The organism is Nocardia grenadensis (assembly GCF_050942415.1).
Lineage (GTDB): Bacteria > Actinomycetota > Actinomycetes > Mycobacteriales > Mycobacteriaceae > Nocardia > Nocardia grenadensis.
Genome location: NZ_CP192054.1, coordinates 4,378,448 through 4,399,071, shown reverse-complemented (window position 1 = coordinate 4,399,071; position 20,624 = coordinate 4,378,448). Strand labels below are relative to the sequence as shown.

Sequence of the window (20,624 nt, the reverse complement as noted above, 5' to 3'; positions counted from 1 at the left end):
CCGGCCGGGCGCGACCCGGCGGTTTCCGCGCCGCTGCACCGAACGAGGTCCCGCCGCGGCGCGGCCGGAAGTTCCGTCCGCTACCCGGCAGTGAGCCGGAACGGTCCTCGCTCCCAACGCCATTCGTTGCGGACCACCAGCGCGATGAGGTCCAGGATGTCGAATCCGGTATCGGCCCGCACCTGCCGGAGCGCGGGTAGCCGGACAGGGCCTTCGGTGAGCAGTTCGGTGAGCCGGTGTTCGACGCCCGCGGGCACCCGGTGGGACACCAGTTCGGGTTCACCGAGGTGGCTGCCCGTCCAGAGCAACCAGCCCCAGCCGTTCTCGTGTGCCCGGGCGCGGGCCGCGGCGGACTTCGCCCGGTTCACATGGAAACCGATATGCCCCAGGGGTTGTTCGTCGATCAGTACCAGGCGTGCGTCGGTGAGTTCGGCGACGACGGTCGGGAAATGCAGCTGCTCCGTACCGTCGATGCGGTATCCCACGGCGTCGGGATACTCCTGGAAGTTGCGGATCCGGTCGTCCGCGTCGAGCAGGCGGAGGAGCCGGGCCTCGAGCCCGGAGTCGAAACCTATATCACGTCCGGGTTTGGATAGATAGAACCGGCCACGACCGTCGTCGTCCACATCGAACGTCCGGGCCGGACCGGTGGGCAGCGGTGCGGGCGAACCGGTTCCGGTGGGCCAGTCGATCCGGTCGAGCCAGGGGGCCGGTGGTCCGGCGGGTTCGCCGTCGGTGCGCAACCGGGAGAGCAGGTGGTTGGTCTTCTTGCGCCAACCCACGATGCGCTGGGTGACAAAACCCGCGACCCGTTTCGCGTCGGCCGCGGTATGCCCCGCCAGCCGCAATTTCAGGTACGACAGATCGTTCACCGCGATATCGGTATCGGTGGCGTAGGTTTCGGCCAGCAGCGCGCGAGTGAGCGTCGAATCCCGGGTGCCCACGGGGTAGCGACGGGCATACTCGGGCACCGGCAGCCGCCCGGAGCGCGCGGTGTGCCGGAGCAGTTCGCCGACCGCCTTGGTGTGCAGTTGGCGGGCCCGGTCCCGCGCGAAATCCAGTCGCGCGCCGATACGGGTGAGCGTTTCGGGACGGTCCCCGGTGATACCGAGCCGCAGTCGCAGGATCGTCGCGGCGCGTTCCCGGTCGACCGCGTACTCGTCCACCAGTTCGGCCAGGGCGTGGCCGCATTCCTCGAGCGCGAAGGACAGATGCGCACGGAGATCGTCCGGGAACGATTCCCCGGTGTCCGTGGCGTCCGGCAGCACCTCGCGGGCTGGTTCCGTCTGCACACACACCCCCTGTCGGGACCCGGTGGGCCGGCCGGCCCGAGTTCGTGCGAGACAGCTTAACCGCGTCCACCGACAATCCCGGTGGACGCGTACCGGCTGTCCGCGGTCGTCCTGTGCTCTAATGAAGTTTGCCGAATAATCGCCCTGAGCAGTATCAGCCCCTCGGCCGATCTTCGCGAAGCCCGCTCCGCCGGATGAGCCCGCCACGACCCGCCGCCGCAATCCCCGGTTCCACGGATTCGGCGCGCCGATCCCATGATGTGGAGGATTTCGTGCTGCACACCGATATCCCGACCCGCGGTGAGATCGAAGCACTCGCCGCTCTCACCGACGACTGGTGCGTGTCGATCTACACCCCCACCGACTCGGACGCCGCGGATCCGGACCGCAACCGGATCGCGTTCTGGGACCAGGTCCGGCAGGCACTCGACCAGGTCACCGATCCGGCGGCGCGAACAGCCCTCGAGGAGGAGTTCGACGGCCACATCGACGACGCCGAGTTCTGGCGCTACCAGTCGCGCACCCTGGTCGCTTTCGCCACCCCGACGCGGATCCGCACCTTCCGGGTACCCAACGAGTTGAACGCCTCCGTCACAGTGGGCGAGAGTTTCTACCTCAAACGCCTGCTCCGCGCCGTGACCTTCCCGCAGTCGGCGTTCGTCCTGGCGCTGGCCGAAGGCAGCGTCCGGTTGGTGGAGGTCAGCGCCGACAAACCGGCGTACACGGTGCGGATACCCGGCTTGCCGGCCAATGCGGCCGCGTACGCCGGCAAATCGAGCCTGGGCGATCGGGCCCCGAAGCGTCGCATCCAGGGCGAAGAGGGCCGCAAGATGCGGGTCCGCCAGTACGCCCGCGCCATCGATACCGAACTGCGTGATTTCCTGTCCGGCCGCAATGTGCCGCTCATCCTGGCGGCCGCCGAACCGACCGACTCCCTGTTCCGGTCGGTGAACAGCTACGACGGTCTGCTCGCCGAGAGCATCTCCGGCAACCCCGAGCACGCCTCCGACCAGGAGCTCGCCGATCGTTCGCGGGCGGTGCTGGACCGCCACTACGCCGCGCAACTGTCCGAGCTGATCGAGTTACTGGACCGTCGGCGCAGCGAGGGCCGGGCCGCCACCGATATCTCCGATCTCGCCCGAGCGGCCACCGCGGGCGCCGTCGACACCTTGCTCGTCGATATCGACGCCTCGGCGCCCGGCGCCGTATCCGCCGACGGCGCGGTCACATTCGCCGAACCGGAGCCGGTCGACACGCCTGGCATCCTGGATGAGATAAGCCGCCGCGTCCTGCTCACCGGTGGCCGGGTCCTGGCCGTGCGCGCCGAGGACCTGCCCGATGGGACACAGATCGCGGGCATACTCCGCTACGCGGCGTAGTGGCGCCGGAAAGCGGTAGAGGCACCTTCCGACTCGCTCGGAAAGTGCCTCTCAACCGATATGACTGGTGCGCGATACTGGGATTGAACCAGTGACCTCTTCCGTGTCAGGGAAGCGCTCTCCCGCTGAGCTAATCGCGCGAGGTGGAGACGGGAATCGAACCCGTGTGCACGGCTTTGCAGGCCGTTGCCTCACCACTCGGCCACTCCACCGCGCAAAGGGGGAAGGCATTCTATGCGCCTGGCCCTACCTCTCGAGCGGATGACGGGATTCGAACCCGCGACCCTCACCTTGGCAAGGTGATGCGCTACCAGCTGCGCTACATCCGCATTCTGCCTCCCCGGTGGCCGTTTCCGTCCTCCGTGGTGCGAGACAGAACATTAGCCGACGTTCGGCGAAACCTACAAATCGCCTGGTAGATGCCGGTAAATCACAACCTTGTTATTTTCCACAGGTATCGGTGCGGCTCGCGCCGGGCGAGTGGCCGGGGCGGCCGACTCTGGCGGCAACAGGCGGCGTGTAGGGCACCGGCCGACCGAGGTGCGGGAATGATAACCGGGTGATTTGGTGGCGAACGGGTGGTGCGTGTTAAAGTTCGTACTCGTTCGGAGGGCATCGAAAGATCTCCCCGAGCAGTTCATCCCGGTCTCATAGCTCAGCGGGAGAGCGTCCGCCTCACACGCGGAAGGTCGCTGGTTCGATCCCAGCTGGGACCACAAGATCCCCCTGTCATATCAACTGGTCAGGGGGTTTTCTGTGTTCGGGGCCGGCCTAGTCGAAGGCCCGGGATCGACCGTCGGATACCGCCGAGCTCCGGCCCCGAATCGTACGTACGTTGCGCGCTGATTCGCCACGGTCGGCCCTGCTCGGTGGTGGTATGCGCATAGGCGGGGCCGGTTACTCCGCCGGGGTCGCATTGGTGGCGCCGGAGCGCGGAATACCGCACGGCCCAGGCGACGTTCATACCCGAACTATGTGCCGGCCGTGATAGGACCAGGGCCATGGAAGGTGTGTGTGGGTCCGCTTCGGGCGGCCGTGCTCTGGTTCTCGGTGGGGGCGGTATAGCGGGGAGTGCGTGGATGACGGGTCTGTTGCTCGGCCTCGAGCGGATGGGGCTGCACCTTCGCCGGGCCGACTTGGTGGTCGGCACATCGGCCGGCTCGGTGGTGGGAGCGCAGATCGCAGGCCGTACCTCTTTGTCGGATCTGTGTGATTCGCAGCGCGCGGGCGCGAGTGGAGGGCCGGTGGTCAGGCTCGGCGCAGGGGCGGTCACGCGTATCGCGGCATCGAAGTTGACGCTCGACAAAGCGGCGGGGCTTCGCCGGCTCGGCCGGCAGGTGGCTCGGCGGTCGAACCCGGACCTGGCCGTGGGGCGGCGCGCTGTGCTGGCCGGGAGATTACCGGAGCATGCCTGGCCGGACGCTGACCTGAAGGTGACCGCGGTGAATATCAATACCGGTCGGCTCGAAGTGTTCGACCGGAACGGTTCTGTCGAATTGGTCGACGCGGTTACCGCCAGTTGCGCTGTCCCTTTCGTATGGCCGCCGGTACACCTGGGCTCGCACCGGTACATGGATGGCGGTATGTGGTCGGGAGTCAATGCGCATCTCGCGGCAGGTCGTGACCGCGTGATCGTGATAGCGCCGATTCCATTCGGTGCGCGCCGCGAGATGCGCGGGTTCGGCTCCCATACCGAGAAGCTGTTGATCACGCCCGACCGGGCCTCGAGATCCACCTGGGGCGTGAATCCGCTGGATCCGGCAACCGCGCCTGCCGCCACGGACGCAGGTATCGCGCAAGCGCCCCGAGTGGCCGATGTCGTGCGCGAGGCCTGGGAGGGGTAGCGATACCTGGATATGCGTATCTGAGCAGGTGTCCCACCCTGGGTGGGTGGTGCCCGGGCCGGTGTCGCCCCAGGTTCAGTGATAGCTTTCAGGTATGGGTTTCGGGGTGTGGCCGATGCCTCACGTGATCGCCCCGGCGCGGCGCGTTGTCGGTTCGGGGGCGCGCCGGGTCGAGCCGGTGCCGTACAAGGCGGCGTAACGATGACGGTTACGGTCTTGCTCGGGGGTGATGTGATGCTGGGGCGTGGCGTGGACCAGATCCTGCCGCATCCGGGATCCCCGGAACTGCGGGAGCCATGGGTCTGGGACGCCCGGCGCTACGTCGAATTGGCTGAACGGGCCCACGGGCCGGTGCCGCGGCCCTGCGGCTACGACTGGGTGTGGGGTGAGCTGCCGGGCCTGCTGGACGAACTCGCGCCCGAAGTGCGCCTGGTCAATCTGGAAACCGCGATCACCGCGGACGGCGACTTCGCTCCCGGTAAAGCCATCCACTATCGGATGCAGCCCGGCAATCTGCCGGCACTCACCGCGTTCGCCCCCGATGTTTGTGCGTTGAGCAACAACCATGCTCTCGATTTCGGTATCGGCGGATTGACGGACACACTCGACGTGCTGGCCGCCGCGGATATCCGGGCCGTGGGGGCGGGAGCCGACCTCGCGGCGGCGCAACAGCCCGCCGCGGTGCCGCTACCGGGCGGGCGCCGGATGCTGATCGCGTCCGTATCGACCCGGTCCAGCGGCGTTCCAGCGGATTGGGCCGCTGCCGCCGGCCGTCCCGGAGTCCGGCGCATCGACCATCCCTCGGTGCGCCACGCCGACGAGATCGCGGCGCACCTGGCGGCCCACCGGCGTGCCGGTGAACCGACGGTCGTATCGGTCCATTGGGGATCGAACTGGGGGTACGGGACCGGACTGAGCGAGCGGCAGTTCGCGCACCGCCTCATCGACGCCGGTATCGATATCGTGCACGGCCACTCCGCACACCACCCTCGACCTGTCGAGATCTACCGGGGCAAACCCATCCTGTACGGATGCGGGGATGTGATCGACGACTACGAGGGTATCGGCGGCCACGAGTCCTACCGGCCCGAACTGCGATTGCTGTATCTCGCCACCGTCGACCTTTCCGGTCCGGCCGTGCTGCGAATGCTGCCCCTGCGTATCCGTCGTCTCCGGCTCGAGCGCCCAGGGCGATCGGATACGCAATGGTTACGAACTCGGCTCGCCGATATCAGTTACCGTTTCGGCACCCGCGTCGAGCTCGGGACCGATGATCTGCTGACTGCCGAGCCTGCAGTGTGACGCTCGAGTCATGTTATGCGGCAATATCGTTCGGGTACTATCGGCCGCAGGTCGGTGGTCCACGCGCGGGTGGGAGTCGTCCCCGACCGTCCGGCGGCCCCGGGGCAATCGTGGCCTTGGCGGCGAGCCGTCGGAAGTGGCTTCGGGCCGGTCGACGAGCCTACCGGATAGCGTATCGACCCTCGTGAGCTGGTCGCCGGGCCATTATTCGGGGCGGTCGCCGAGTCGTCCGGCCGGGATCAGCTCTGGGGGGCGGTGGATGCGCAGCGGGGGGAGGTCGCCCGCGTAGCGTTCGATCTGGACCAGGCAGCTGTTGACCGCCGGTCCCTGGGCCAGCGAACCGGTGCCGATGTCGTGGGTGACGGTATTCGGGTTGCCGTGTACGTCCAGTGCTTCCGGGTCGTCGGGATCCAAGGGGTCGTACCAGGCGCCGGTGGCCATGTGCACGACGCCGGGACGGACCATGTCGGTGAGCCGGAGGCCCGCGAGAAGGGCGCCGCGGTCGTTGAAGACACGGACGATATCGCCGTCACGCAGGTCGCGGGCGGCGGCGTCGGCGGGGTGCATGCGCAGCGGTTCGCGGTCGTGGATCTTGGATTCCCGGCTGGTGGCGCCGTAGTCGAGCTGGCTGTGCAGGCGGGTCGCGGGCTGGTGGGAGAGCAGATGCAGCGGGAAGCGTTGCGCGCGGGGGCTGCCGAGCCATTCCCGGGCCGGAAACCAGGCGGGGTGACCGGGGCAATCGGGGTAGCCGAAGTCCGCGACGGTGCGGGAGAAGATCTCGATCCGGCCCGACGGTGTACCGAGCGGATGGCGGTCCGGGTCCTCCCGAAAACGTTCGAGGACGTGTCGGCTTTCGGGAAGCCGGGGGCGCAGGTCGATCGGCGCACCGGACCGGAACTCGCGGTAATCAGGGAGGGAGATGCCGGCGGCGGCCGCGTTGTCGACGGTGGTCTGCCACAGGTGTTCCACCCACCGCCGCGCGGTGCGTCCCTCGGTGAACCGGTGACCGAAGCCCAGCCGGTCGGCGAGGGCGGCGAAGATCGCGTAATCGTCGCGTGCCTCCCCGTAGGGCGGCAGGGCCGCGCGCATGGGGGAGAGCCAGTGATCGACCCGCGAGGCGGCGAAATCCTCGCGTTCCTGGGCGGCCGTGCCGGGCAGCACGATATCGGCCAGCCGGGCGGTGGACGTCCAGCCGATCTCGTTGACGATGACCGTCCGCGGTCGGGTCCAGGCGCGGCGCAGCCGGTTGAGGTCCTGATGATGGTGGAACGGGTTGCCGCCGGCCCAGTAGACGAGGTCGATATGCGGATAGGTGAGGACGCGGCCGTTGTAGTCGACGGTCTCGCCGGGACGTTCCAGCATGTCGGTGAGGCGCGCCACCGGGATCACGTCGGCGACCGGATTCGGTGGTTGGGGCAGGGCGGCGATCTCGAACGGCAGGTGCCGTCGCTGCATTCCGTTGGTCATTCCGCTGCCGGCGCCCATGAGAACGCCGCCGCCGGGCAGGCCGATATGGCCGAGGGCGGCGGCCAGTGCCCACGCGGCCCAGTAGGTCTGCTCTCCGTGTTCCGCGCGTTGCAGCGCGTAGGGCAGCCCGATCACGCAGCGTTCCCGGGCGAGCAGCCGGGCCAGCTCCCGGATCTCGGCGGCGGGTACCTCCGACAGCGATGCCGCCCATTCCGGGGTTTTCGGTTCGCCGTCCGCGCGCCCGGTCACGTAGTCGGCGAAACGGTCGAAACCGACGGTGTAGCGCTGGAGGAAAGCCCGGTCGTGCAGATCCTCGGCCAGGAGGGTGTGCACCAGGGCCAGCATGATCGCCACATCGCTGCCGGGCCGGCACGGGACCCAGCGGGCGACCGGCACCGGCTCGAGGTCGTCGCGGACGGGACCGATATTGATCGTGTCGACGCCGGCCGCACGGAGGGCCGCGAGATGGTCGCGATAACCGTGGGCACCGAAACTACCCGGGTTGACCTGTGCGTTCCGTGCCGCTGCCCCGCCGAAGAAGACGATGCGGGCGCAGTGCCGCACGATCTCCTCCGTGGTGGGGGACTGCCGGGCCGCGTAGTAGGCGTTCATCCCCAATACGTGCGGGATGGTGACCTCCGCGGCGGCGAACGAATAGGTGTCCACCGAGGCGGTGTAGCCGCCGAACATCCGCAGGAAGCGATGGATCTGCCCCTGGGTGTGGTGGAACCGGCCGGCGCTGGCCCAGCCGTAGGAGCCACCGTAGATCGCGCGATTACCCGAGCGCTCCCGGGTGGACCGCAGGGCGTCGGCGGTGATATCCAGGGCTTCGTCCCAGTCGACCTCCACGAACGGTTCGCGGCCGCGGCGCGTGGTGTCGCTGTGCTCGCGGTCCCGGTAGTAGCCGAGCCGGACGGCGGGCCGGGCGATCCGGTGGTCGGGGTCGTGGGTGGCGGCGAGCGAGCGGCCGATCGGCGAGGGGTCGGGGTCGGACCCGGCGGGGGTGATGCGGAGTTCGCCGTCGCCGGCGCGATCGATCAGGAAGTTGCCCCAGTGTGTCGCGGTCGGTAGCGGCTGCGTCATCGTGGTCCTTCGGGCGGTCGTACGGTGATCCGGGTCATCGATCACCGTACGACCGGGTCGCGGTGTGAAGCGGGGTGTGGGGTGGGCGGCGCCCGGATTCGGACGCCGGGCGGGCCGACCGTGGGGGACCCGTCGGCAGGTCACCCGGCGATTGCTATCTTGAACGTTGTTCAAGTCATGGTGTTGCGGAGGTATCCCGGTGAGCGGTGTCGATAACGAGCGGATGCCGCGGCCGGGTATCACCGCACGCGATATGGCGCAGATCGCGGTCTTCGCCGCGTTGATCGCGGCGCTGGGACTGCCGGGTGCCGTCACGGTCGGATTCAGTCCGGTGCCGATCACCGTGCAGACTCTCGGTGTCGTACTGGCCGGGGCGGTGCTGGGTCCGCGCAAGGGCACAGCCGCGGTGGCGGTCTTCATCGCGCTGACCGTCATCGGGTTGCCGTTGCTGTCGGGCGGCCGCACCGGGCTCACCGCGCTGGCCGGCCCGAGTGCCGGCTATCTGGTCGGTTGGATCCCGGCAGCACTGTTCATCGGGTTGCTCACCGCCCGGATCGTGCCCAGGTACGCGGTCCTGCCGGCGCTGTTGATCAACGCGATCGGCGGGATGGTGGTCATCTACTTCTTCGGAACCCTCGGACTGCTGCTGCGCACCGATATGGCGCTGTGGCCGGCCATCGCCTCCAACGGTGTGTTCCTGGCGGGCGATGCGCTGAAGGTGGTCGTCGCGACGATGGTGGCCAAAGGGGTGCACCGCGCCTACCCCGGGTTGATTCGTGGCTAGCCGGGGGCCGACGGCGGGGCGGATCGACAAGGAGATCATTCCGGTCGATCCGCCGGTATTCGGCGGCGCCGGTGCCGCGTCCGCGCTCGATCTCGACGGGCGGCGGTACAGCTACGCCGAACTCGATCGCGCGGTCGACCGCTGGATCGACCGGCACGAACCGGGCCCGGGTGGATACGACGCGTCCGGCCTGCCGGTCGCCGACGCGCTGATCTGCGTCTGCGCGGCCGCGCGGCGCGGTGTCCCGGTCACCGTGGAGGACCCCGCTACGCGTCCGGACCGCACCGAATGGCCGGCCTCGGCGTTCCTGCTGGTCGCGACCTCGGGATCGACCGGACGGCCCCGGCCGCTGGCCCGCACCGCCGCCTCCTGGTACGACAGTTTTCCGTCCTTCACCGCGATCACCGAGGTCGCGACCGCCGACCGGGTCCTGCTCACCGGCCCGCTGCACGCGACAATGCATCTGTTCGGGGCCCTGCACGCGCTGTGGTGCGGGGCCTGCGTCACCGACGACCCACGACAGGCCACCGTCGTGCACGCCGTCCCGGCGGTACTGCGCGAGGTCGTGCGGGCCGCGCCCGAACTGCACACCGCCGTCGTCGCGGGTATCGCGGCCGACCCCGGCGCGCTCGCGGCGGCCCGTCACCTGCGGGTCGTCGAGTACTACGGCTCCTCCGAGGTATCGCTGGTCGCGGCCCGGCGGGTACCGGAACCGCTGCGGTTGTTCGACGAGGTGGACGCCGAGATCCGCGACGGATTGCTCTACGTGCGGTCGCCCTACACGGTGCTCGGTGCGCCCGAATGGTTCGGCGTCGGTGATCTGGCCGTACTCGGCGACGACCGGGAACTCACGGTCCGGGGACGGGGTGCGGCGGTGATCAATGTCGGCGGTACCACCGTCGTCGCCGAGGATGTGGAACGGGTGCTCGGCGGGATCGACGGGGTGGTGGCGGCCGCGGTGATCGGTTCGGCGCATGCGGTGTTCGGGGAAACCGTCACGGCGGCAGTGCAATTGAACGGGATCGCGATCGAGGAGGTACGGCGGCGGGCGCGCGGGCTGCTGAGCCGGGAAGCGCTGCCGCGGCGCTGGGTGCGGGTCGGGGAGCTTCCCACTACGACCGCGGGGAAGGTCGCCCGCGGCCGGTTGAAAGACTTGCTGGCGTGAGTGCTGTTCCTGTTCTGGTCGCCGCCCGGCGCACCCCGATCGGCACGGCCGGGCACGCGTTCGCCGGGCTGACCGTGACCGATCTGGCCGCCCCGGTCCTGCGGGCCGTCGCCGGGGAGTTGCGCGTGGCCGGGATGGACGACGAGATCGACGATGTGGTGCTGGGCAACTGTCTGGGCCCCGGCGGGAATCCGGCCCGGGTCGCGGCGCTGCGGGCCGGGCTGGGTACGCAGGTACCCGGCGTCACCGTGGACCGGCAGTGCGGCTCCGGGCTGGACGCGGTGATGCAGGCTGCGCTGCGGGTGCGCAGCGGCGGGGACGGGTTGATCCTCGCCGGTGGTGTCGAATCCGCGAGTACCGCGCCGTGGCGGTTCTGGCCGCCCGAGCCGGAGCGGGAACCGGTGCGCTATACCCGCGCGCCGTTCGCGCCCGAGGGTTTTCCCGACCCGGATATGGGTGTCGCCGCCGATGATCTCGCCCGGCACCGCGGTATCGGCCGGGAACGCCAGGACGCCTATGCCGCCCGCTCCCATGCCCGTGCCGCCGCCACCGATTTCGGCGCGGAGCTGGTACCGGTCGCGGGAGTGAGCCGGGACCAGCGCATCCGGCCGGGGATGACCGCGCAGCGACTGGGCCGGCTGCGGCCCAGCTTCGGCACCGACGGCACCGCGACCGCCGGCAACTCCTGCGGGATCTCCGACGGTGCCGCCGTGCTGGCCGTGACGAGCGAGACGCGCGCGGCCGGATTGCCCGCGCTGCGGGTCCTCGGTTCGGCGGTGAGCGGCTCGGATCCCGCCCTGCCCGGGCTGGGACCGGTGCCGGCGATCCGGAAGGTGCTGCGGCGGACCGGTCACTCGGTGGCCGAGCTCGGCATCGTGGAGATCACCGAGGCCTTCGCCTCGGTGGTGCTGGCCGTGGCCGACGAACTGGGTGTGGACGAGGCGGTTCTCTGCCCGGAGGGCGGCGCGATCGCCATGGGCCATCCCTGGGGCGCCTCGGGTGCGGTCCTGCTGGTGCGGCTGGCGAGCCAGATGTTACGGCCGGACGGGCCCGCCCTCGGGCTGGCGGCCTGTGCTATCGGCGGTGGTCAGGGGATCGCAGTACTCGTGGAGCGGATGTAATGAGCGAGATCGTCTTCGACGCGGTGAGTCACCGCTACGGTGAGCGCCGGGTCCTGCGCGAGGTGGATCTGCGGATCACCGAGCGCCGGGTGGGGATCATCGGCGCCAACGGGTCCGGGAAATCGACCCTGGCCCGGATGATCAACGGTCTGCTGGCCCCGACCTCGGGCACCGTCACCGTGGACGGTATCGACGCCTCGAAGAAGGGCGCCCGGGTACGCCGCAAGGTGGGGTTCGTGTTCACCGATCCCGACTCGCAGATCGTCATGCCGACGGTCGCCGAGGATCTGGCGTTCTCGCTACGGCGTACGGGTCTGAGCAAATCGGAGATCGCCGGGCGGGTGGCCGAGATACTGGATCGCTTCGGTCTCGCCGCCCACGCCGACCATCCGTCCCATCTGCTCTCCGGCGGGCAGAAACAGTTGCTGGCGCTGGGTGCCGTCCTCATCCGGCGCCCGGAAGTGATCGTGGCCGACGAGCCGACCACTCTGCTGGACCTGCGCAATGCCCGCGCCGTCGCGGCGGCGCTCGATTCGGTGGATCAGCAGGTCATCGTCGTAACTCATCAGCTCGGGCTGTTGGACAGTTTCGAACGGGTGATCGTCGTCGACGAGGGCGCGGTCGTCTTCGACGGCGCCCCCGCCGCGGCTGTCCCCGCCTACCAGGAGCTGATCGAGTGATCGGGCTGTACCTTCCCGGTCACTCGCTCCTGCACCGGATGCCGGCCGGTGCGAAACTGCTGTCGCTCGTCGTGATCATCGTGGCCGCGACCGTGTTCGTGCGGACACCCGCGCAGGTCGGTGTCCTCGCGCTCGGTGTCGCCGCGGTGTTCGCGCTCGCCCGGATCCCGTGGCGGGTGGCGCTGGCCCAGTTACGGCCGGTGCTGTGGATGCTGGCGTTCATCGCGGCGGTCCAGGTCGTGACGACCTCGCCCGCGCGCGCCACGGTGGTGTGCGGGCTGCTGCTGATCTCGGTGGCGCTGGCCGCCCTGGTCACCTTGACGACCCGGGTCACCGATATGTTGGACGCCGTCACCCGCGGGCTCGGACCGCTGCGGCGTCTCGGCGTCGACCCCGAACGTATCGGCCTGCTGCTGGCGCTGGCGATCCGCTGTGTGCCGCTGCTGGCCGGGATCGTCCGGGAGGTGGCCGACGCCCGGCGCGCGCGGGGACTGCAGTGGTCGGTGACCGCCCTCGCCACTCCCGTCCTGGTCCGGGCGCTGCGCACCGCCGACGCGATGGGCGACGCACTGGCCGCCCGCGGAGTCGACGATGACTGAACTGCTCGCCGAGCGGATCGCGCGGCAGGCGGCCCGGCGCCCGGCGGCGATCGCCGTCGTCGCCGCGCGCGAACAGGCCACCTACGGCGAATTCCTGGAGCGGGTCACCCGTACCGCTGCGGGTCTGGCCGGCGCGCGCCGGGTGGCGGTACTGCCCACCTCCGATATCGGCTCACTGGTCACCGTGGCGGCGGCGATGTACGCCGGGGTGGGTGTGGTGCTGCTGCACCGTCATCTGTTGCCGCGGCAGCTGGAACACGTCCTGACGCTGTCCAGGCCCGCGCAGGTGTGCGCCGCGCCCGGTCATCATCGGCTACTGCGCCGGTTGGGCTGGACGGGCGCGATCCGCACCGCGGTGGAGCTGGAATCGGACGGGCCGTGCGGGCACGCGGATCCCAGAAGCGAACTACTGGTGGGGATCACCTCGGGCACCACCGGTGAACCCAAATTGTTCGTGCGGGATCAGCGATCGTGGGCGGCGACCCTGGAGCGCTCCGACGCGACCTTCGATATCGATGCGGGAGACCGGGTCTCGACGCCGGGCGTACTCGATCACACGCACTTCCTCTACGGCGCGCTGCACGCGCTGACCCGGGGCGCGACGGTCGATCTGCGCCCGGTCACCGTGGCGTTGGCCGACGGCCCCACTCACCTGTACTCTATCCCCGCCATCGCCTGGGACGTGGTGCGTTCGGGCCCGGGGCCGGTCGGCAGCGTGCGTGAGGTGCTCTCCTCGGCGGCGCGCTGGCCGCGGCCGGGGCGTGTGGCCTTGCGGGAGGTACTGCCGAATGCCGCGCTCACCCATTTCTACGGGGCCTCGGAACTGAGTTTCGTCTCGTTCGACCGCGGTCTCGGCGCTACCGACGACAGCACTGCGGGGGAACTGTTCGACGGGGTCGAGGTGGGGATCCGTGACGGTCTGGTCCACGTGCGCAGCGATATGGTCTTCACCGGATACCTGACCGAGGACGGTGTGGTGGACGGACCGGTCGACGGGTGGTTCTCGGTCGGCGATCGAGGAGCGTTGGCGGGCAACAGGTTACGGTTGTTCGGTCGCGACGGAGAAATGCTCATCCGGGGTGGCCTGAACGTGGAGCCGGCGGCGGTCGAGGCCGCGTTGTCCGGCATCCCCGGAGTCACCGAGGCCGCCTGCGTCGGACTCGCCGACGCGCGCTGGGGTCAGGTGCCGGTGGCCGCCGTCGTGGTCACCGGCGACGCGCCCGGCCCCGAGGAGATCCGGCGGCGGCTGCGGGCGGTGCTGCCGGCACCGAGCATGCCGGATCGGGTGCGGGTGGTGGACCGGTTGCCGCGGACGTCGCGGGGCAAAGTGGATCGCGAAGCGGTGACCGCCCTGTTCGGCTGACACCGCGCCGGGAGCGCGACAGCGACTCGTGCGCAATGGGTGCGGCCGATCCGGTGGCCGTCGCCACGGTAGGAAGAGCACCGCCGCGAATACCGCTATGTTGCAGGGCGCAGAGTTTCGAATGTTGTGAAGGGTTCGGGTGATCGAGGTGTCGGTTCTGGAAAAGGGCAGGGCGGCAGGGCTCACCACGCGGATCGCGGGATGCTACCTGCGCGGTGTGCTCCGCAGAATGGCTCCCACCGAACTCACCGAGGACCGGCCGCACCCGAGTTGCTGACCGAGCAGTGGCTCACTGCCGCGTTGTGCGCGCGGCATCCGCAGGCGCGGGTGGAGTCGTTCACGCTCACCGCGGGCAGTAACGGCACCTCGTCGCGTCGTGGGCTCGCCGTCCGGTACAACGAGGTCGGGGCGGCTGCCCGGCTGCCGTCCGAACTGTTCACGAAATCCACTGCGGCGCTTACGATGCGGGTGGTATGCGGGCTGTGCCGGCTGCTGGGGAACGAGTCCGGTTTCTATCGCCACATCCGGCCGGAACTCGAACTGGAGGCGCCCTGGGCGTATCACGCCGCCTTCGATCCGCGGTCCTTCCGCTCGCTGTTCGTGCTCGAGGATGTCGTGGCCACCAAAGGCGCCACCTTCGGCAACCCACTCACCCGGGTGCTGGACAAGGCGATGGCCGAGGACATGGTAGGGCAGCCGGCCATCTATCACGGTGCGTACTGGGACAGTCCGCGGCTGCGCAGTGATTTCGGCTGGTTGCTCACCGGGGAGCAATGGCACACCACCATGAACAGCATGATCAACACCGGCCGGATGTTCCGCACCGGGCTCGCGCGCGGCGCGGAGGTGATCCCGCCGGAACTGCGCGGCCGGCAGGCGGGCGGCGGTGGTCCGGCGGTCGCCCCGGCCGGTGCCGAGACGGCGGTGGGTGTTCTGGCCGCACCATCGTGGTCGCGCGGTCCTGGCGGCCGGGTGTCGGTAAGTATCGTGTCTCCGCTGTTCAGGGCTTGGAGCTTTTCGATAGAGTCATGTCGATTCATTGATGCGGGGGGCGCGTCACCGGTTCGGTCACCCGATCGTGCTTCCGGGGTACCGCACGTCACCGCATCTCAATGACACGTATCGGTTGGGTAGCGATTGTCATTTTCGTCCCGCTACCTCTATTGCCGAGTTTGGGTAGTTCTTTACTATATGTGGAGCCGGACTGTGGCATCTCACCTCGATGCGACGCCACAGGCATGGTGGTGACGATGCATCGGAAGGGTTCGTCCGATCGCTGTGCACCGAGCTTCGATCAGCTGTCCTGCATGGGTTTTCAACAGTATTCTGGAAGTCGAGTCTGCTCGTTGGATGTGGTTTCGATGGTGGCATCGCTGCGGTTCGATCTTCGTGGTGGCGGTGTTGCCGGTGGCGCGCTTCATTTCTTAAGCTTTGCTAAGCCTTTACCAATACCATGACGATGCTTTGAAACTCGGCTCGTTGCGTGCCGAGGACCTGCTTCACCGCGAGATGCCGGTTCGCGGTCTGTGCCCGACTGGACATGTTGATCGTCAACCGACCTCGGCCTGTGCCGAGTCGGCGAAGGAGACCAATGGCAACCAAGATCCCGAATGCCCATGCGTCACCGCCTGGACCGGGCTCGTCCGTATCCACGGCCGTGCCCGGATTCCGCCTACCCTCCCTGGACCCGGCCTCGATCCTGCGCCATGACGTCCCGGCCTCGATCGTGGTCTTCCTGGTCGCGCTGCCCTTGTCCATCGGTATCGCGATCGCCTCCGGCGCCCCGGTGGCCGCCGGGCTCATCGCCGCCGTCATCGGTGGCATCGTCGGCGGTGCACTCGGCGGCTCCGCGCTACAGGTGAGCGGCCCCGCGGCCGGCCTCACCGTGGTCGTTGCCGAATCCATCCATCAATTCGGCTGGCGAGTAACGTGTTTCATCGTCGCCGCCGCCGGTGTACTGCAGATCCTGTTCGGTTTGAGCCGGGTCGCCCGTGCCGCGCTCGCGGTGGCCCCGGTGGTGGTCCACGCCATGCTCGCGGGGATCGGAATCACCATCGCGCTCCAGCAGGTTCATGTACTGCTCGGCGGCGAATCCGGCAGTACCGCATGGGATAACATCACCGAGCTGGCGAGTCGGCTCACCGCCGCCGATGGTCCCGCGGCGCTGCTCGGGGTGCTCGTCATCGTCATCATGCTGGGCTGGAATCGCCTGCCCGAACGCGTCAAGGTGGTACCCGGGGCGCTGGTGGCCATCGTGGTGGCGACGGGGCTTTCCGGGGTGTTGTCACTGGAGGTGAAGCGGGTCGCACTGGACGGCTCGCTGTTCGATGCGATCGGGTTGCCCGAACTGCCACACGGTGATTGGGCCGCCGTGGTCATGATGATCTTCACCGTGGCGCTGATCACCAGTGTGCAGAGCCTGCTGTCGGCCGTCGCGATCGACAAGATGCACACCGGGCCGCGGACGGACCTGGATCGCGAGATGATCGGCCTGGGGTCGGCGAACGTCCTGACCGGGTTGCTCGGTGGTCTGCCCGTCGCGGGTGTCATCGTGCGCAGTTCCACCAATGTGGCCGCGGGCGCCCGGAGCCGGGCGTCGGCGATCCTGCACGGTGTCTGGGTGCTGGTGTTCTCGGTGGCCCTGGTGTCGCTGGTGGAGCAGATCCCGCTCGCCGCGCTGGCCGGCCTGTTGATCGTCATCGGTATGCAGCTGGTCAAACTGGCGCATATCCGGCTCGCGCACCGGACCGGCGATCTCCTCGTCTACGTGGCCACCCTGGTGACGGTGGTTTTCCTGAACCTGCTCGAGGGGGTTCTGATCGGTTTGGCGCTGGCCTTCGCGCTGCTGGTCTGGCGGGTCGTGCGGGTCGCCGTGACCGCGGAACGCATCGGCGGAACCGAGCGCTGGCTCGTGCGGATCGACGGTTCCTGTACCTTCCTTTCGCTGCCGAAACTGTCCACCACTTTCGGCGCGGTGCCACCGGGAGTGGCGGTGACGGTGGAACTCACCGTGGATTTCCTCGATCACGCCGCCTACGACGCGATCACCGATTGGGCGCGTCAGCACGAGAGCAACGGAGGCACAGTCGATTTTGTGGAGATCGGTACGTCGCGGATGGCCAACGTACAGGATGCCCCGCCGTCGCGGGGGATGGGCCGGGTCGCGCTCGCCGATGTCCTCGGGCCGTGGCGGTTGCATCGCAACGGTTCGTCCCACGGATCGGCCGACGGCGATCCGCTGGCCAGCGGTATCGCCGCCTACCATCGCAGCCGTGCGGATCTGGTGCGGTCGCATCTGGACGAGCTGCGGGACGGGCAGGACCCGGATTCCTTCTTCCTGACCTGCTCGGATTCGCGCATCGTGCCGAATGTGATCACCCACAGCGGACCGGGTGATCTGTTCACCGTGCGCAATGTGGGCAATCTGGTGCCCGAACACGACGCCTCGGTGGAAGCGGCGCTGGTCTTCGCGCTCGAGAAACTCAGTGTTCGCACCGTGGTGGTCTGCGGCCATTCGTGCTGCGGGGCCATGGGCGCCCTGTACTGCGGTGAGTCGGCCGGTCCGGGGATCGACCGCTGGCTCGAATACGGGCAGCCGAGCCTGGCGCGGTACCGGGCCGGGCATCCGGTCGGCCGCGCTGCCGAGGCCGCCGGTTTCGGTCCGGTGGAGCAGTTGAGCATGGTCAATATCGCGGTGCAGCTGGAGAACCTGCGGCGGCATCCGTCGGTGCGCCGGGCGATCGAGGAACGGGGGCTCACCGTAGCCGGTCTGTTCTTCGATATCGCCAGCGCCCGGCTGATCGAGGTGGGTGCGGACGGGATCGCTTCCCTCGAGGACAACGACGAGTTATTGGCGCAATTGCAGCGCGAACCGGCGTCGATGGGGACGGTGTGAGCATGGTTGCCGGCCTCCGTTCCGGTACTACCGGTCGAGACACGATCGCTTGCGGAACAATCTGTTTCGGCAGTGATGTCGGTCATAGCGGGATCGGACCGCGAGGGTCGTGCGCGTTATCGCCAGGAGTGGGGGGTGCCTTCTCAGGCTTTGATAAGTCATTACCCATACCATGGCAACGGTTTACAACTCGGCCCGTAGGTGTGCCGAGTCCCCACTTCACCGCGAGTTGCCGGTTCGCGGTCTGTGTCCGAGCGGACACGATGATCGTCAACCGACCTGGCCCGTGCCGAGTCGGCGAAGGAGAACGATGGGCACCCAGAGCACGAATTCCCCGGAGTCAGTTACTGGTCCGGGCCCGGACGGGCGTGCGCCCGCCGGGTCCCGGCGCAAATCCACCCAGACCTGGCTGACCTCGATCCTGCGCCACGATGTCCCGGCGTCGATCGTGGTCTTCCTTGTCGCGCTACCGCTGTCCATCGGTATCGCGATCGCCTCCGGCGCCCCGGTTGCCGCCGGTCTCATCGCCGCGGTGATCGGTGGTGTGGTCGCCGGCGCGCTCGGCGGCTCCGTCCTCCAGGTGAGCGGCCCGGCCGCGGGGCTCACCGTGATCATCGCCGAATCGATAAACCAATTCGGCTGGCGTGTCACCTGTTTCATCGTCGCCGCGGCCGGGGTCCTGCAGATCCTGTTCGGATTGAGCCGGATCGCCCGGGCGGCACTGGCGGTGGCGCCGGTGGTGGTGCACGCCATGCTGGCCGGAATCGGTATCACCATCGCACTGCAGCAATTGCACGTCCTGCTCGGCGGTGAATCCAACAGCACCGCGTGGACCAACATCGCCGACCTGCCCGCCCAGCTGGTCGCGCTGCACGGACCGGCCGTCCTTCTCGGTGTGGTCGTCATCGCCATCATGCTCGGCTGGAAGTACCTCCCCGAGCGGATCCGGGTGGTCCCCGGCGCCCTGGCCGCGATCGTGGTGGCCACCGTGCTGTCGCTGGTGCTCTCGCTCGACGTCAAGCGGGTCACCATCGACGGCTCGCTGTTCGATGCGATCGGGCTGCCCGAACTACCCCGCAGCGACTGGGCCGGGGTCGCGCTGATGATCCTGACCTTCGCGCTCATCGCCAGCGTGGAGAGCCTGCTGTCGGCCGTCGCGATCGACAAGATGCACACCGGGCCGCGGGCCGACTTCGACCGCGAAATGCTCGGTCAGGGCTCGGCGAACGTACTGTCCGGCCTGCTCGGCGGCCTCCCCGTCACCGGCGTCATCGTGCGCAGCTCCACCAATGTCGCGGCAGGTGCGCGCAGCCGCGCTTCGGCCGTACTGCACGGCGTCTGGCTCCTGATCTTCTCGGTGGCCCTGGCTTCGCTGGTGGAGCAGATCCCGCTGGCCGCCCTGGCCGGCCTGCTCATCGTCATCGGCGTACAGCTGGTCAAACTGGCGCATATCCGGCTCGCCCACCGCACCGGCGATCTGCTCGTCTACGCGGTGACCCTGGCCGCCGTCGTCTTCCTGAACCTGCTGGAAGGTGTGCTCATCGGCTTGGCGCTGGCCTTCGCGCTCCTGCTCTGGCGGGTCGTCCGCGTCACGATCACCGCCGAACCGCTCGGCGGTACCGACCGCTGGCTGATCCAGGTCGACGGATCGTGCACCTTCCTGTCGCTGCCGAAACTGTCGTCCACCTTCGCCAAGGTCCCGCAGGGTATCCCGGTGACGGTGGAGATGACGGTCGACTTCCTCGATCACGCCGCATACGAAGCCATCACCGATTGGGCGCGACAGCACGAGAGCAACGGTGGCACCGTCGATTTCGTGGAAATCGGGGCCGCGCGGATGGCGAACGTGGAGGCGGCACCGCCTTCGCGCAGTATGAGCCGGGTCGCTCTCGACGGCGTCCTGGGGCCCTGGCAGGCGGAACGTAACGGTTCGTCCAGTGGTTCGGGTGACGGTGGTGACCCGCTGGTGAGCGGTATCGCCGCCTACCACCGCAGCCACGCGCATCTGGTGCGGCCGCATCTGGACGAGCTGCGGGACGGGCAGGACCCGGATTCCTTCTTCCTGACCTGCTCGGATTCGCGAATCGTGCCGAATGTGATCACCAACAGCGGGCCGGGAGACCTGTTCACCGTGCGCAATGTGGGCAATCTGGTGCCCGAGCACGGTGACGCGTCGGTGGAGGCGGCGCTGGTCTTCGCGCTGGAGAAGCTGAACGTCCGGTCCGTGGTGGTCTGCGGTCACTCCTCCTGCGGGGCCATGGGCGCGCTGCACTCCGGCGAATCCGCGGGTCCGGGGATCGACCGCTGGCTCGAATACGGGCAGCCGAGCCTGGCGCGGTACCGGGCCGGGCATCCGGTCGGCCGTGCTGCCGAGGCCGCCGGTTTCGGTCCGGTGGAGCAGTTGAGCATGGTCAATATCGCGGTGCAGCTGGAGAACCTGCGGCGGCATCCGTCGGTCTGCCGCGCCGTCGACGACCGTGGGCTCACCGTTTCCGGTCTGTTCTTCGATATCGCCAGCGCCCGGGTCATCGAAGTCCGCCCGGACGGCATCGCTCCCATCGAGGACAACGACGAGTTATTGGCGCAGTTACAGCGGGAACCGGCGCAGTCCGTCCGGTGACACGCCGGAACGTGACCCGTCCGGGTGCTC

General features: G+C 68.7%; 14 protein-coding genes and 4 tRNA genes. 13 read left to right on the top strand and 5 right to left on the bottom strand.

Features of this window, described 5'->3' with window-relative positions:
• Positions 1-80 precede the first annotated feature (80 nt).
• A complete protein-coding gene (locus ACQPYS_RS20030; protein ID WP_245664721.1) occupies positions 81-1,292 on the bottom strand; it encodes a hypothetical protein in 1,212 nt (403 codons plus the stop codon).
• Between the two features lie 194 nt (positions 1,293-1,486).
• On the opposite strand from ACQPYS_RS20030, the gene ACQPYS_RS20025 reads away from it, so the two are divergent.
• Complete coding sequence (locus ACQPYS_RS20025) at positions 1,487-2,671, top strand: hypothetical protein (RefSeq protein WP_245664720.1); 1,185 nt, start codon at positions 1,487-1,489, stop codon at positions 2,669-2,671.
• Positions 2,672-2,736: 65 nt separating this feature from the next.
• Here ACQPYS_RS20025 and ACQPYS_RS20020 read toward each other — a convergent pair.
• The 3 genes from ACQPYS_RS20020 to ACQPYS_RS20010 form a co-directional block, all read right to left on the bottom strand.
• A tRNA-Val gene (locus ACQPYS_RS20020) sits at positions 2,737-2,811 on the bottom strand.
• 1 nt (position 2,812) lies between these two features.
• Positions 2,813-2,883, bottom strand: a tRNA-Cys gene (locus tag ACQPYS_RS20015).
• 44 nt (positions 2,884-2,927) lie between these two features.
• Positions 2,928-3,000 (bottom strand) — tRNA-Gly (locus ACQPYS_RS20010).
• 315 nt (positions 3,001-3,315) lie between these two features.
• Here ACQPYS_RS20010 and ACQPYS_RS20005 point away from each other — a divergent pair.
• The 3 genes from ACQPYS_RS20005 (at position 3,316) to ACQPYS_RS19995 (ending at position 5,817) form a co-directional block, all read left to right on the top strand.
• Positions 3,316-3,387, top strand: a tRNA-Val gene (locus tag ACQPYS_RS20005).
• 285 nt (positions 3,388-3,672) lie between these two features.
• A complete protein-coding gene (locus ACQPYS_RS20000; protein WP_433490445.1) occupies positions 3,673-4,515 on the top strand; it encodes a patatin-like phospholipase family protein in 843 nt (280 codons plus the stop codon).
• A gap of 201 nt (positions 4,516-4,716) precedes the next feature.
• Positions 4,717-5,817 carry a CapA family protein gene (locus tag ACQPYS_RS19995; RefSeq protein WP_433490444.1) on the top strand — a complete coding sequence of 367 codons (1,101 nt, stop codon included), beginning with the start codon at positions 4,717-4,719 and terminating at the stop codon, positions 5,815-5,817.
• Positions 5,818-6,021: 204 nt separating this feature from the next.
• On the opposite strand, the gene ACQPYS_RS19990 is transcribed toward ACQPYS_RS19995, so the two are convergent.
• Positions 6,022-8,367, bottom strand: a complete 2,346-nt coding sequence (locus tag ACQPYS_RS19990) for a molybdopterin-dependent oxidoreductase (RefSeq protein ID WP_433490443.1) — start codon at positions 8,365-8,367, stop codon at positions 6,022-6,024.
• Positions 8,368-8,620: 253 nt separating this feature from the next.
• On the opposite strand from ACQPYS_RS19990, the gene ACQPYS_RS19985 reads away from it, so the two are divergent.
• The 9 genes from ACQPYS_RS19985 to ACQPYS_RS19945 all read left to right on the top strand — a co-directional run bounded on the left by ACQPYS_RS19985 (position 8,621) and on the right by ACQPYS_RS19945 (position 20,594).
• Complete coding sequence (locus ACQPYS_RS19985) at positions 8,621-9,151, top strand: biotin transporter BioY (RefSeq protein ID WP_063040303.1); 531 nt, start codon at positions 8,621-8,623, stop codon at positions 9,149-9,151.
• A gap of 37 nt (positions 9,152-9,188) precedes the next feature.
• Positions 9,189-10,316, top strand: a complete 1,128-nt coding sequence (locus ACQPYS_RS19980; protein WP_433493085.1) for an AMP-binding protein — start codon at positions 9,189-9,191, stop codon at positions 10,314-10,316.
• A complete protein-coding gene (locus ACQPYS_RS19975; RefSeq protein ID WP_063040130.1) occupies positions 10,313-11,437 on the top strand; it encodes a thiolase family protein in 1,125 nt (374 codons plus the stop codon). Before ACQPYS_RS19980 ends, ACQPYS_RS19975 begins: the two co-directional genes overlap by 4 nt.
• Positions 11,437-12,117: an energy-coupling factor ABC transporter ATP-binding protein gene (locus tag ACQPYS_RS19970; RefSeq protein WP_433490442.1), complete on the top strand. Its 681-nt coding sequence runs from the start codon at positions 11,437-11,439 to the stop codon at positions 12,115-12,117. Before ACQPYS_RS19975 ends, ACQPYS_RS19970 begins: the two co-directional genes overlap by 1 nt.
• On the top strand, positions 12,114-12,716 hold the full coding sequence (locus tag ACQPYS_RS19965) for an energy-coupling factor transporter transmembrane component T family protein (protein WP_063040098.1): 603 nt from the start codon (positions 12,114-12,116) through the stop codon (positions 12,714-12,716). The genes ACQPYS_RS19970 and ACQPYS_RS19965 overlap by 4 nt, the downstream gene beginning before the upstream one ends.
• Positions 12,709-14,079, top strand: a complete 1,371-nt coding sequence (locus tag ACQPYS_RS19960; protein WP_433490441.1) for an AMP-binding protein — start codon at positions 12,709-12,711, stop codon at positions 14,077-14,079. The genes ACQPYS_RS19965 and ACQPYS_RS19960 overlap by 8 nt, the downstream gene beginning before the upstream one ends.
• 270 nt (positions 14,080-14,349) lie before the next feature.
• Complete coding sequence (locus tag ACQPYS_RS19955) at positions 14,350-15,195, top strand: hypothetical protein (RefSeq protein ID WP_433490440.1); 846 nt, start codon at positions 14,350-14,352, stop codon at positions 15,193-15,195.
• 475 nt (positions 15,196-15,670) lie between these two features.
• The gene (locus tag ACQPYS_RS19950) at positions 15,671-17,974 is read left to right on the top strand and encodes a SulP family inorganic anion transporter (protein ID WP_433490439.1); all 2,304 of its coding nucleotides are present in this window, start codon (positions 15,671-15,673) and stop codon (positions 17,972-17,974) included.
• Positions 17,975-18,284: 310 nt separating this feature from the next.
• The gene (locus ACQPYS_RS19945; RefSeq protein ID WP_433490438.1) at positions 18,285-20,594 is read left to right on the top strand and encodes a SulP family inorganic anion transporter; all 2,310 of its coding nucleotides are present in this window, start codon (positions 18,285-18,287) and stop codon (positions 20,592-20,594) included.
• Positions 20,595-20,624: the final 30 nt, after the last annotated feature.

Bases quoted from the DNA above. Each gene is read 5' to 3' on its own strand.
- ACQPYS_RS20025 (WP_245664720.1), top strand. From the start codon at position 1,487: ATGAGCCCGCCACGACCCGCCGCCGCAATCCCCGGTTCCACGGATTCG.
- ACQPYS_RS20000 (WP_433490445.1), top strand. From the start codon at position 3,673: ATGGAAGGTGTGTGTGGGTCCGCTTCGGGCGGCCGTGCTCTGGTTCTC.
- ACQPYS_RS19995 (WP_433490444.1), top strand. From the start codon at position 4,717: ATGACGGTTACGGTCTTGCTCGGGGGTGATGTGATGCTGGGGCGTGGC.
- ACQPYS_RS19990 (WP_433490443.1), bottom strand. From the start codon at position 8,367: ATGACGCAGCCGCTACCGACCGCGACACACTGGGGCAACTTCCTGATC.
- ACQPYS_RS19985 (WP_063040303.1), top strand. From the start codon at position 8,621: ATGGCGCAGATCGCGGTCTTCGCCGCGTTGATCGCGGCGCTGGGACTG.
- ACQPYS_RS19970 (WP_433490442.1), top strand. From the start codon at position 11,437: ATGAGCGAGATCGTCTTCGACGCGGTGAGTCACCGCTACGGTGAGCGC.
- ACQPYS_RS19960 (WP_433490441.1), top strand. From the start codon at position 12,709: ATGACTGAACTGCTCGCCGAGCGGATCGCGCGGCAGGCGGCCCGGCGC.
- ACQPYS_RS19950 (WP_433490439.1), top strand. From the start codon at position 15,671: ATGGCAACCAAGATCCCGAATGCCCATGCGTCACCGCCTGGACCGGGC.
- ACQPYS_RS19945 (WP_433490438.1), top strand. From the start codon at position 18,285: ATGGGCACCCAGAGCACGAATTCCCCGGAGTCAGTTACTGGTCCGGGC.